The sequence below is a fragment of the Microbacterium sp. sgz311019 genome (assembly GCF_056135325.1).
Window position 1 is genome coordinate 101,719 of sequence record NZ_JBWAXO010000010.1, and the last position, 12,512, is coordinate 114,230.

Here is a 12,512-nt window from a genome sequence, read left to right on the forward strand (position 1 = left end):
CCAGGGGCGGAGCGCGACAGCCTACAGGCGACGGAACACGAGCTGAAGGAGCACGTCATGCCCTCACCCGCTGACCGCGAGAAGGCCCTCGAGTCGGCCCTCGCCCAGATCGACCGCCAGTTCGGAAAGGGCTCGGTCATGCGACTGGGCAGCGACGAGCGCGCTCCTGTCGAGGTGATCCCGACCGGTTCGATCGCGCTCGACGTCGCCCTCGGCATCGGCGGACTCCCTCGCGGCCGCATCATCGAGATCTACGGGCCGGAGTCGTCGGGTAAGACGACGCTCACGCTGCACGCGATCGCGAACGTGCAGAACGCCGGGGGCATCGCCGCATTCATCGACGCGGAGCACGCCCTCGACCCCGAGTACGCGAAGAAGCTCGGCGTCGACATCGACCAGCTGCTCGTGTCCCAGCCGGACACGGGCGAGCAGGCGCTCGAGATCGCCGACATGCTCATCCGCTCCGGGGCCATCGACCTCGTCGTGATCGACTCCGTCGCGGCCCTGGTTCCCAAGGCCGAGATCGAGGGCGAGATGGGTGACTCCCACGTCGGCCTGCAGGCGCGTCTCATGTCGCAGGCGCTGCGCAAGCTGACCGGTGGACTGAACCAGACCAAGACCACCGCGATCTTCATCAACCAGCTGCGCGAGAAGATCGGCGTGTTCTTCGGCTCGCCTGAGACCACCGCGGGCGGCAAGGCGCTCAAGTTCTATGCCTCGGTGCGCCTGGACATCCGCCGCATCGAGACGCTGAAGGACGGCGCTGACGCGGTCGGCAACCGCACGCGGGTGAAGGTCGTCAAGAACAAGATGGCGCCGCCGTTCAAGCAGGCGGAGTTCGACATCCTGTACGGCACAGGCATCTCGCGCGAGGGCAGCCTCATCGATTACGGCGTGGATCAGGGCATCGTCAAGAAGTCCGGCGCCTGGTACACCTACGATGGCGAGCAGCTCGGCCAGGGCAAGGAGAACGCGCGCAACTTCCTGCTGAAGAACGAGGACGTCGCGAACGACATCGAGACCAAGATCAAGCAGAAGCTCGGGATCGGCGTGCCGCGCGCGGCTGTCGAGGAGACGACGGACGAGCTGGCCAAACGCCGGCCTGCCTGATGTCCGCACACGAAGGTGACGGGCGCGAGCGACTGGCGCCCGTCACCTATCTCCCCGGTGTCGAGCCTTCCCCTCCCTGGACGGTCCCTTTCGAACAGTCGACGGCCGAGCAGACGGTGGAGGACGGTCGCCGCCCTTCAGCCCCGCTTCCTGAGCTCGATGATCACGCGTCGGAGGCGCCAGAGCAGCGGAAGGATGTCGAGGATGCGCTCGCTCGACGGCTCCGGCGCAGTGGGCTCTCCGAGCGCGAAGCGCGTGCTTTCCTCGCCCAGCGCGAGAGCGACGGGTCGATCATCGATGCCCTGATCGACCTCTACACGAGCCGAGGATGGATCGACGACGCTGCGCTCGCGGATCAGCTCGTCTATGTCGGCACCGATCGCAAGAGCCAGGGCCGGCGCGCGATCGCGATGACGCTGAGCCAACGCGGCATCCCGCAGGAGATCGCGGATGCTGCGCTGGCGTCCCTTCCCGACGACGACGCCGAGCGGGCCCTGGAATACGCTCGCAGCAGGGCGCACCGATTGCGCGACTACGACTTCGACACGGCGTTGCGCCGGCTGATGGGTCAGATCGCCCGCCGGGGATACTCGGGTTCGATCGCATCGACCGCGGCCCGAACGGCCTTGACGGAGCAGCGCGGCAGTGGTGGGGTGGTTTTCCGATGACGTGATCCCGCTTCGCCGCGGTGGACCTTGGCGAGACGGGAGGGCGCGCCGATCGAGACATGAGACCGGGGTGTCATGGCGATCCAGGTCAGAGGACTGACGAAGCGGTACCGCGAGACACTCGCCGTGGACGACATCTCGTTCTCGGTCGATGATGGGGGCGTCTTCGCCTTCGTGGGCACCAATGGAGCGGGCAAGTCCACGACGATCGGCTGCCTCACGACGGTCCTGCCGTTCGATTCGGGCGAGGTGCGCGTTGAGGGGTTCGACGTGCGCAGCGAGGGCGAACACGTTCGCAGGTCGATCGGCGTCGTCTTCCAGGAATCTCTGCTCGATCCGATCTTGACGGTGCGCGAGAACCTGCGCCTGCGGGGGCGTCTACACCACGTCGATCGCACCTCCCTTGCCGGCAGGATCGCCCAGGTGTCGCGGTTGATCGGCATCGAAGAGCTCCTGGACCGCCGGTACGGGGGATTGTCGGGCGGGCAGCGTCGGCGTGTCGACATCGCGCGGGCGCTCCTCCATCGACCCGCCGTGCTGTTCCTCGACGAGCCCACGGCGGGACTCGATCCCGCCAGTCGAGCGCTCGTGTGGCGGACGCTTCATGAACTGAGCTCGGGCGGCGACCTCACCGTCTTCCTCACGACGCACTACCTCGAAGAGACGGAGGAGGCCGTGCGGGTCTGCGTGATCGATGACGGACGGATCATCGCCGATGACACGCCCGCCCGATTGCGGGCGGCATACAGTCAGAGCGTCCTCACGGTGACCAGCGACGATGCCGACGCCCTCATCGCGCTCGCGCGGGCTGCAGGCGCCGCGCCGGCGCGGACGGACGACGTCGTGAGCATCCGTGTCGCGGGAGCCGAGCAGGCGCGCACGCTGCTGTCGGCTCACGGGGACAGCGTGCGGGACTTCGAGTTCCGTCACGGGCGGATGGATGACGTGTTCCTCACGTTGACCGGACGCTCCGTCGAGGGGATGGATGCCGCATGAGCGTCGTGCTCGCCATCGTCGGACGCAACCTGCGGATCTTCTTCCGCGATCGGCTCAACGTCTTCTTCTCGCTCCTGGGCGCCATCATCCTCTTCGGTCTGTACACGCTGTTCCTCGGCAACCTCCAGACCTCGAGCCTCGCCGGCTCGCTGCCCGGGGCGGACACCGGCGCGGTGCAGACATTCGTGGACAGCTGGATGTTCGCGGGAATCGTCCTCATCACAACGGTCACCACCGGACTCGGCGGGCTGGCGGTGCTCGTGGACGACGATCAGTCCGGACGCTTCCGAGACTTCCTCGTCGCACCGGTGCGGAGGGGGCAGCTCGTCCTCGGCTACCTGCTCGCCGCCGTCGTGGTGGCCGCGATCCTCTCCCTTCTCGTCCTCGGGATCAGCGTCATCTACCTGGGACTCGTGCGAGGCATGTGGCTGACGGTCCCGTCACTTCTGCGGATCGTCGCCATCGTCCTGCTCGCGTGCATGGCCTTCACATCGCTCTCCGCGCTCATCGTCTCCTTCGTCCGCACGAGCGGCGCCTTCTCCGGCCTGGCGACGATCGTCGGTACCGTCCTGGGATTCATCGCGGCCGCCTACATCCCGCTCGGGGCGTTTCCGGACACGGTGGGCTCCGTGCTCGCGGCTCTGCCTTTCGCTCAAGCGGGCATGCTCCTGCGGCGCGAGTTCACCGATGGAGCGCTCGCCACGGTGACCGCCTCCGCGCCCGGCGCGGAGGGCACCTTGCGCGCACTGTACGGAGTGGACCTCAGCGTCGGCGACTGGAGCGTGCCCACGTGGTTCATCGTGCTCGTGCTGGCGGGCATCACCGTGATCTGCACGGGCCTGTCCGCCATGCGGATACGGCGCAGAATCAGTTGACGAGTCGTCCGCCTCGTCGGGACCGGCTCGTAGAATGGCTGTCATCATGACCATTCCGTCTTCGGTGCCCGCGATCATCGCGCCCTCTCCCGCCGCGCTCGCTCCGAACGGCAGTGCCCGCACGTACGAGGTGCGCACCTTCGGCTGCCAGATGAACGTGCACGACTCGGAGCGACTCTCGGGCTCTCTCGAGAGTGCCGGCTACGTCCCCGTCGAGGCGGGGGGCGAAGCCGACATCATCGTGATCAACACGTGCGCGGTGCGCGACAACGCTGCCGGCAAGCTGTACGGCACGCTGGGACACCTGAAGTCCCGCAAGGACCACCATGAGGGCATGCAGATCGCCGTCGGCGGCTGCCTCGCGCAGATGGACAAGCAGACGGTCCTCGACAGGGCGCCGTGGGTCGACGTCGTGTTCGGCACGCACAACATGGGCTCGCTCCCGCGCCTCCTCGAGCGCGCACGCCACAACGAGGAAGCGGAGCTCGAGATCCTCGAGTCGCTCGAGGTGTTCCCCTCGACACTGCCCACCAAGCGCGACAGCGTGCACTCCGGCTGGGTGTCGATCTCGGTCGGCTGCAACAACACCTGCACGTTCTGCATCGTTCCGAGCCTGCGCGGCAAGGAGAAGGACCGCCGTCCCGGCGACATCCTGAGCGAGATCGGCCTCCTTGTCGAGGACGGCGCGATCGAGGTCACACTGCTCGGACAGAACGTCAACTCGTACGGCGTCGAGTTCGGCGACCGGCAGGCCTTCGGCAAGCTCCTGCGTGCGGCGGGCCAGATCGCGGGACTCGAGCGCATCCGCTTCACCAGCCCGCATCCCGCTGCGTTCACCGATGACGTGATCGACGCGATGGCCGAGACGCCCGCCGTCATGCCGCAGCTGCACATGCCGCTGCAGTCAGGGAGCGACCGCATCCTGCGTGCCATGCGTCGTTCGTACCGCAGCGAGAAGTTCCTCGGCATCCTCGACCGCGTTCGCGCGAAGATCCCGAACGCGGCGATCACGACGGACATCATCGTGGGATTCCCGGGCGAGACCGACGAGGACTTCGAAGAGACGATGCGCGTCGTCGAGGCGGCACGGTTCACGGCGGCCTTCACGTTCCAGTACTCCATCCGTGAGGGCACCCCCGCCGCGACGATGGATGACCAGGTCCCGAAGCACATCGTGCAGGAGCGCTACGACCGTCTCATCGCCCTGCAGGAGCGGATCTCGCTCGAGGAGAACCAGAAGCAGGTGGGCCGCGAGGTCGAGGTGCTCGTCTCGACGGGCGAGGGCAAGAAGGATGCGGCGACCCATCGACTCACCGGGCGCGCCGAAGACAACCGGCTCGTGCACTTCGAAGTGCCGGAGGGATCAGACGTTCCGCGCCCGGGCGATGTCGTCTCGGTCGTGATCACCCACGCCGCGCCGTTCCACCTCCTCGCCGATGCTCCTGACGGCGCACCGCTGCGCATCCGCCGCACGCGCGCAGGCGACGCCTGGGATCGCGCTCAGGCCGAGTCCTGCGCGGTCCCCGCGCACGGCTCGACGCCGGGCGGCGCGGTCTCTCTCGGGCTCCCGACGCTCCGCGTCGGCGTGTGAGCCGCCACCCGACCCTCGGAGGGGCACAGAGCGACCACGGGCCACGCGTGTGGGCGGTCGTCGGGGCGACCGGCACGGGCAAGTCCGCGCTGTCGCTCGATCTCGCCGAGGCCTTGGCCGTGAGCGGGCGATCGGCGGAGATCGTGAACGCCGACGCCATGCAGCTGTATCGCGGCATGGACATCGGCACCGCCAAGCTGCCCGTCGGTGAACGCCGCGGCATCCCTCATCACCTCATCGACGTGCTCGAGGTCACCGAGGAGGCCGCCGTCGCCTGGTACCAGGAGGCGGCGCGTGCCGGGATCCGCGGCATCCATGAGCGCGGGAAGGATGCGGTCCTCGTCGGCGGATCAGGGCTCTACGTGTCGAGCGTGGTGTTCGACTTCCGCTTCCCCCCGCACGACGACGAGCTGCGCGCCCAGCTCGAGGCAGAGCTCGACCGCGACGGCCCGGGTGCGCTGTACGCACGGCTGCGGGCACTGGATCCGGCGACGGCGGAGCGGGTGGATCCGCGGAACGGGCGCCGGATCGTGCGCGCGCTGGAGGTCCTCGCCCAGGGGGAGGCCACGCATGGCGCGACCCTCCCGGACGAGCCTGTGCTCTGGCATCCCGACACGCGCATCATCGGGGTGCGCACCGACCGCGACCAGCTGGTTCCGAGGCTGGACGCCCGCGTCGAGCGGATGTGGGCGGACGGTCTGGTGGACGAGGTCTCGCGGCTGCGCGCCCAGGGACTCGAGCAGGGCCTCACCGCGCGCCGCGCGATCGGGTACGCGCAGGCACTCGCGCAGCTGACGGGCGAGAAGAGCGAGGCGGAGGCGATCGCTGAGACCCAGGCGCTCACGCGTCGCTACGCGCGGCGCCAGGTCTCGTGGTTCCGACGCTATCCGGACATCGAGTGGGTCGGCTCCGGCGCTTCCGCCGCCGAGCTGATCCACGGGGCGGGCGCCCTAGACTGAGGCCATGGCCACGACCGTCCCCTTCACGAAAGGTCACGGTACGGGCAACGACTTCGTGATCGTGGCGGACCCCGAGGGTGCCCTCGAACTCACCGCCGATCAGGTCGCCGTCCTGTGCGATCGGCGATTCGGCATCGGGGGAGACGGCATCCTTCGCGTCGTGCGTTCGCGGGCGATCCCGGACGGCGCGGCGACGGATGCTGCGGAGTGGTTCATGGACTACCGCAACGCCGACGGCTCGATCGCCGAGATGTGCGGCAACGGCATCCGCGTCTTCGCCAAGTTCCTCGAGGAGACGGGCCTCGCCTCCTTCGACGCGCCCCTCCCCATCGGCACGCGTGCCGGCGTCAAGCTCGTCAGTCGCAGCGACCGCGGCTACGAGGTCGACCTGGGCGAGTTCCGCATCGAGGAGGGCGACGTCCTCGTGCGCGCACGCGGACTCGACGTCCCGCGGCCCGGTCTCGGCGTGGACGTCGGCAACCCCCACGTCGTGGTGGCACTGCCGAGCGACGAAGAGCTCGACGGCCTGGACCTCGCCGTTCGGCCGCAGCTCCACCCGGAGCCGCCGGCGGGTACGAACATCGAGTTCGTCGTGCCGGCGGACCCGCTCGTCACCGCCGGCGTCGGCCGTATCCGCATGCGGGTGTTCGAGCGCGGCGTGGGCGAGACCCTCAGCTGCGGCACCGGGGTCGCCGCATCCGCTCTGGCCGTGCGTGACTGGGCGGGACGCGCCGCACCCGACCACTGGGTCGTGGAGGTGCCCGGGGGCGAGCTCGGTGTGCGCGTCGCCGACGGCCACGTGCACCTCTCCGGGCCCGCGGCTCTCGTGTTCAGCGGCGAGGTCGCCCTCGCCTGATGCCCGGTGCGCGATCCCTACGGCAGCGGGATCGCGTCGGTCGGCGGGGTCCCGTGACGGCGGACCTTGAGGACGCGGTATCCCTTCGCCGTCGCCGCGCGGAACACGCTGTAGCCGTGGTCGAAGCTCGCCGCGAGCCAGCGCTGCAGCGAGTCGGAGCCGAGATTGCGCTGCACGACGAACCAGCCGTCGCTGCGCTCGTCGAGCCGGGGTATCCACCGCTCGAGCAGGCCGTGGAGCTCGTTCTTGCCGACGCGGATCGGCGGGTTAGAGCGGATCGTGCGGAACGTGACGTCGTCGGGAACATCGTCCGGCACGACGGCGTTGACGTTGTGGAGGGCGAGAGCCTCGGCGTTCCGCCGCACGAGATCGAGCGCTCGCTCGTTCACGTCGACGGCCCACACGGTGGCGTGCGGCGCCTCGAGCGCGAGCGAGAGCGCGACGGGGCCCCACCCGCAGCCGAGGTCCAGCAGCTGTCCCCCCGCCGGAGGCGGGGGAGTGTTGGAGAGGAGCACCTGGGTGCCGGTGTCGAGCCGATCCGGGCTGAAGACACCGCCTGCAGTGATCACCTCGAGTGCGCGACCGCTCAGGGTCACGCGCAGCGTGCGGAGATTCTCGGGGCTTGCGGGTGACGACGTGAAGTAATGGTCGCTACCCATAGGTGCGAGCGTAGCGGAGGAGGCGGCTCGCGCGGGAGGCGTAGAGTTTACGGATGCCCGGAACCGGGCACCTCGAGAGGAGAACATGACGGAGACCTCGAACGACGGCGTGCAGAAGGGCCGCACCCAGACGGATGCCGCTCAGACGGATGTGGTCGAGCGCGTGCTGGGCCACGCCGAACCGCGGGCGACCGCACGCACGTTCGGTGCCGCGCAGGCGCTGCAGGATGCCGCCACGGTGAGCACCGCAGACAGCGACGGCCAGCAGTGGGATCGTGAGGAGCGCGCGGCGCTGCGACGCGTCCCCGGCCTCTCGACCGAGCTCGAGGACGTCACCGAGGTCGAGTACCGGCAGTTGCGTCTCGAGAACGTCGTGCTCGTCGGCGTCCACCCGCAGGGGGCGACGGAGGATGCCGAGAACTCCCTGCGCGAGCTCGCCGCTCTGGCGGAGACCGCCGGCGCGGTGGTGCTGGACGGCGTGCTGCAGCGGCGCCCGCATCCCGACCCCGCCACGTATGTCGGACGCGGCAAGGCCGAGGAGCTGCGCGGGATCGTCGCAGCTGTCGGCGCTGACACCGTGATCGCCGACACCGAGCTCGCGCCGAGCCAGCGTCGCGCCCTGGAAGACGTCGTGAAGGTCAAGGTGATCGATCGGACGACGGTCATCCTCGACATCTTCAGCCAGCACGCGAAGAGCCGCGAGGGCAAGGCGCAGGTCGAGCTCGCGCAGCTCGAATACCTGCTTCCCCGCCTGCGCGGCTGGGGCGAATCGATGAGCCGCCAGGCCGGTGGCCAGGTCGGCGCGGGCGGTGCGGGCATGGGCTCGCGCGGACCCGGTGAGACGAAGATCGAGCTCGACCGTCGTCGCATCCGCACGCGCATGGCGCAGCTGCGCAGGCAGATCCGCGACTTCGCGCCCGCACGAGAGGCCAAGCGCGCCGAGCGCCGAAGGAACACCATCCCCTCCGTCGCGATCGCCGGGTACACGAACGCCGGGAAGTCGTCGCTGCTGAACCGTCTGACGAGCGCGGGCGTGCTCGTGGAGAACGCCCTGTTCGCGACGCTGGATGCGACGGTCCGTCGTGCCGAGGCCGCCGACGGGCGCGTGTACACCCTGACCGACACCGTGGGCTTCGTGCGGAACCTCCCGCACCAGCTCGTGGAGGCCTTCCGCTCGACGCTCGAAGAGGTGGCGGACGCCGACATCGTGGTGCACGTCGTCGACGGGTCGCATCCCGACCCGGCGGCGCAGCTGGCGACGGTCCGCGACGTGATCGGCGAGGTCGGCGCCCGCGACATCCCCGAGATCGTGGTCTTCAACAAGGCCGATCTGGTGGACCCGGACACGCGGCTCGTGCTGCGCGGCCTGGCGCCGAACGCGCTCTTCGTGTCGTCGCGCACCGGGGAGGGCATCGACGAGCTGCGCTCGACGATCGAGGCTACGCTGCCCCTGCCGGCGGTCGAGATACGCGCACTCGTGCCATACGACCGGGGCGACCTCGTGTCGGCCGCCCACGAGTCGGGCCACATCGTCTCGGAGGAGCACGAGGAGGGCGGCACCGCGCTGCACGCCTACGTGTCCGAGCGTCTGGCCGCCGACTTCGCTCCCTTCGCCGTCAACCGGCGCATCGACTGAGGCCTCGCCATCGCCGGCCTCAGCTGAGCTCGAGGGCCGGCAGCCCGTCCGGCGTGAACCCGAAGACGGCGCCGAGGAAGGCGACCTCGGCCTCCAGCGTGCGGACGATCGTCTCCGCGCGGCGGAAGCCGTGGCTCTCTCCTTCGAACGCGAGGTAGGCGTGCGGCACGCCGCGGGCGGCGAGCGCGTCGCGCACCGCCTCCGACTGCGAGGGCGGCACGACCGGGTCCTCCAGCCCCTGCTCGATGAGCAGCGGCACCGCGAAGCGGTCGAGGTGGTTGAGGGGTGAGCGCTCCGCGTAGAGCGCCGCAGCCTCCGGCAGCGGTCCCACCAGCCCGTCGAGATACCGCGACTCGAAGTCATGCGTGTCCTCAGCGAGCGCGCGGAGGTCGCCGACCCCGTACCGGCTGATGCCTGCGGCGAAGGCCCCGCCGCGCGCGAGGGCGCAGAGCACCGTCCAGCCGCCGGCCGACCCGCCGGCGATGGCGATGCGCGCCGGGTCGGCGATACCCGCATCCCCCAACCCGCGGGCGGCGGCGATGACGTCGTCCACGTCGACGATGCCCCACTGTCCGAGCAGGCGCTCGCGGTACTCGCGACCGTAGCCCGTCGACCCGCCGTAATTGACGTCGAGGACGCCGATGCCGCGGCTCGTGAGATAGGCGATCTTGGCGGATGCCGCGCCGCCGACGTGCGACGTCGGACCGCCGTGCACGAAGACCACGTAGGGCGGGAGCTCGTCATCCGGGGCGGCAGCCCCGGGATTCGTCGGCGGGTACGCGTACGCGTGCACATCGCCGTGGGCGCCGTCGAACGTCACGGCGCGGGAGCGCGGCATCCACTCGTCGCCCCATCGGGAGACTCCTCCCGCGATGGTCTCCACGCGGTCCTGGTCGACGTCGACCAGCCAGAGGCCGGGTCCCGCGGGGCCGACTCCGGACACGATGACCTGCGACCCCTGCACGTCCTCTACGACGAGCTCGGCGCGAGCCGGGACGGCGACGGGACGTACGCCGTCGGGCGTGACGAGGACGAGCTCGTCCGAGCCCTCGGTGCGTACGGCGATGATCCGCCCGTCGGCGAGGGGCGCGAACCAGCGCTCGCCGAGCACCCACAGGGCGCCGCCCGTGTCCGCATCGGCGGGCGCCACCGGCTGGATGTCGCCGTCGTGCCGGCGGTACAGGTTCCAGCGCCCTTGCGGGTCGTCGACGAACAGCAGATCCTCGCCGTCCCACTCGGGCTGCAGCGGCGCACGGCTCGACCCGGATGCGACGACCGTCCACTCTGATGCACCGGGCGTCGCGACCCGCAGCTCGGTGCGGTCCCACGGCATGTCCGGATGGTTCCACGCGACCCACGCCAGTCGTGTGCCGTCGGGGGAGAGGGCCGGCTGCGCGAGGAAGTCGCTGCCGGAGGCGAGGGATGCGAGGGCACCCGCGTCCGCGGCGGCCGATCCGTCGATCGGGATCTCCACGATGTCGCGCCGCGGAACCCGCTCGCCGTTTCGGTGCGTCTCGCGCACGGCGAGCAGCCGCGACGACGCGAAGACGAGCCCGCCGAATCGCATGCCCGAGCCCGCCGGTGTCAGCGGTTGCGGCCCGGCTCCGGGTGCGAGCATCCAGACGCGTTGATCCGTCTTCTGCACGAAGACCAGCGCGTCGCCTGCGGCCGTCCACGCTCCGCCGCCGTACTCGTGCACGCGGGAGCGCACGTCCCAGGGAGCAGGGAGCAGTGAGCCGTTCGCCTGGCTCATCACCGTCGTCCGCCCGCCCTCCGAGGGAACCGTCTGCCCCCACCAGATGTCGGAGCCGACCAAGCGGGCGCCGTCGATGCGCGGAGAGGACTCGGCGACCTCGGCGGCGGAGACAGGAGAAGGCCACGAGCCGTAGGGGAGCGTCAGCGACATGCGCTCCACGCTACGCGGTGAAACAGTCCGTCACACCGATCGAGCGCGGAGCACCGTCCGCTACCGTGGAGACACGTCCGGACCTGCGCCGGATGGGAGCGACAGCCGAGCCCGGCACCCGCCCGCGACAACACGCGCACCTGTGCCCAGCTCAGGAGCGCGCCGTCCGCGGCCGTCCGGCCTCCGCCTTCCGAAGAGGATCCATGTCCCTCGTGTCGCCCACGCCACACAACGCCATCCACGGCGCTGACCCCGCCGGCGCGCCCGTCTCCTTCGAGATCTACCCGCCGCGCCCGGGCGTGCCGCTCGACCGGCTCCACGCGACGATCGCGGCGCTCGCGGCCGTCGGTCCTCGGTTCATCTCGGTGACGTACGGCGCCGGCGGCTCCACCGGAGGCCGCTCGCTGGAGGTGCTGCGGCACATCCTCGAGTCGACGGACGTCGAGCCCCTCGCCCACATCACGTGCGTGGGGAACACGTACGGCGGCGCGAGCGCCCTCATCCGCGAATTCCTGGATGCCGGCATCCTCAACTTCCTCGCCCTCCGCGGCGACCCGCCCGCCGGAGGCGTCCTCGACGAGCTCTCCCGCGGTGACCTCGAGAGCGCGGCGCAGCTCGTCCAGCTGATCGACCGCGTGCAGGCCGAGCACATGCCCTACGCCGAGCAGGGTGTCTTCCCGGGCGCCGTTCGCGTGGCGCGGAGGCATGACGTGCAGATCGCCGTCGCGGCCTTCCCCAACGGGCATCCGCGCTCCCGGTACGCGCAGGACGACATCGACACGCTCCTGGCGAAGCAGGCCGCCGGCGCGACCTTCGCCATCACGCAGCTGTTCTTCCACGCCGACCAGTACCTCGGCTTCGTGGAGCGTTGCCGCGCCGCAGGCGTGACGATCCCGATCCTTCCCGGGCTCATGCCGATCACCTCGCCCCAGCGCCTGCGCCGCGTGCTCGAGCTCACCGAGGAGGCGCTGCCGAGCGACCTCGCCATCGCGCTCGACGTCGAGCCCACGGCCGAGGGGCAGCGCGAGATCGGCATCGCCCACTCCGCCCAGCTCGCCCGCGAGGTGCTGGCCGGCGGTGCGCCCGGCGTCCACCTGTACGCGTTCAACAACCACGACACCGTCCTGGCCGTCCTGGGGGAGGCCGGCATCCTGGCCGCCGCCTGACGCCTTCCCGTCGAACGATCCGTCGGCCCTCCGGCGGGTCTGCTCGGCGACCCCGGAAACGCCCCATCCGCCGCACCCATCCATCGCAGT

At 70.3% G+C, this 12,512-nt stretch carries 11 protein-coding genes; 9 read left to right on the forward strand and 2 right to left on the reverse strand.

Going from position 1 to position 12,512, the window contains the following annotated elements; translation table 11 throughout:
* Window positions 1-57: 57 nt before the first annotated feature.
* From recA to dapF, 7 genes are all read left to right on the forward strand, one after another.
* On the forward strand, window positions 58-1,110 hold the full coding sequence (gene recA / locus AC0NZN_RS15785; RefSeq protein WP_474593272.1) for a recombinase RecA: 1,053 nt from the start codon (window positions 58-60) through the stop codon (window positions 1,108-1,110).
* A complete protein-coding gene (locus AC0NZN_RS15790) occupies window positions 1,110-1,778 on the forward strand; it encodes a regulatory protein RecX (RefSeq protein WP_474593273.1) in 669 nt (222 codons plus the stop codon). Before recA ends, AC0NZN_RS15790 begins: the two co-directional genes overlap by 1 nt.
* 75 nt (window positions 1,779-1,853) lie before the next feature.
* A complete protein-coding gene (locus AC0NZN_RS15795; protein WP_474593274.1) occupies window positions 1,854-2,774 on the forward strand; it encodes an ABC transporter ATP-binding protein in 921 nt (306 codons plus the stop codon).
* Entirely contained in the window at window positions 2,771-3,649 is an 879-nt protein-coding gene (locus AC0NZN_RS15800) for an ABC transporter permease (protein WP_474593275.1), read from the forward strand. Before AC0NZN_RS15795 ends, AC0NZN_RS15800 begins: the two co-directional genes overlap by 4 nt.
* A gap of 46 nt (window positions 3,650-3,695) precedes the next feature.
* Window positions 3,696-5,240: a tRNA (N6-isopentenyl adenosine(37)-C2)-methylthiotransferase MiaB gene (gene miaB, locus AC0NZN_RS15805; RefSeq protein WP_474593276.1), complete on the forward strand. Its 1,545-nt coding sequence runs from the start codon at window positions 3,696-3,698 to the stop codon at window positions 5,238-5,240.
* Window positions 5,237-6,199: a tRNA (adenosine(37)-N6)-dimethylallyltransferase MiaA gene (miaA, locus tag AC0NZN_RS15810; RefSeq protein WP_474593277.1), complete on the forward strand. Its 963-nt coding sequence runs from the start codon at window positions 5,237-5,239 to the stop codon at window positions 6,197-6,199. Before miaB ends, miaA begins: the two co-directional genes overlap by 4 nt.
* Before the next feature lie 4 nt (window positions 6,200-6,203).
* On the forward strand, window positions 6,204-7,055 hold the full coding sequence (gene dapF, locus AC0NZN_RS15815; RefSeq protein WP_474593278.1) for a diaminopimelate epimerase: 852 nt from the start codon (window positions 6,204-6,206) through the stop codon (window positions 7,053-7,055).
* Window positions 7,056-7,072: 17 nt separating this feature from the next.
* Here the strand turns inward: dapF and AC0NZN_RS15820 are convergent, their stop codons facing one another.
* Entirely contained in the window at window positions 7,073-7,714 is a 642-nt protein-coding gene (locus AC0NZN_RS15820; protein WP_474593279.1) for a class I SAM-dependent methyltransferase, read from the reverse strand.
* Between the two features lie 85 nt (window positions 7,715-7,799).
* Here AC0NZN_RS15820 and hflX point away from each other — a divergent pair, with 85 nt between their 5' ends.
* Window positions 7,800-9,350 (forward strand): GTPase HflX, encoded by a 1,551-nt coding sequence (gene hflX / locus AC0NZN_RS15825; RefSeq protein WP_474593280.1) that lies wholly within the window; start codon window positions 7,800-7,802, stop codon window positions 9,348-9,350.
* Window positions 9,351-9,369: 19 nt separating this feature from the next.
* On the opposite strand, the gene AC0NZN_RS15830 is transcribed toward hflX, so the two are convergent.
* Complete coding sequence (locus AC0NZN_RS15830; protein WP_474593281.1) at window positions 9,370-11,256, reverse strand: S9 family peptidase; 1,887 nt, start codon at window positions 11,254-11,256, stop codon at window positions 9,370-9,372.
* 203 nt (window positions 11,257-11,459) lie between these two features.
* Here AC0NZN_RS15830 and AC0NZN_RS15835 point away from each other — a divergent pair, with 203 nt between their 5' ends.
* Entirely contained in the window at window positions 11,460-12,422 is a 963-nt protein-coding gene (locus tag AC0NZN_RS15835) for a methylenetetrahydrofolate reductase (RefSeq protein ID WP_474593282.1), read from the forward strand.
* Window positions 12,423-12,512 lie beyond the last annotated feature (90 nt).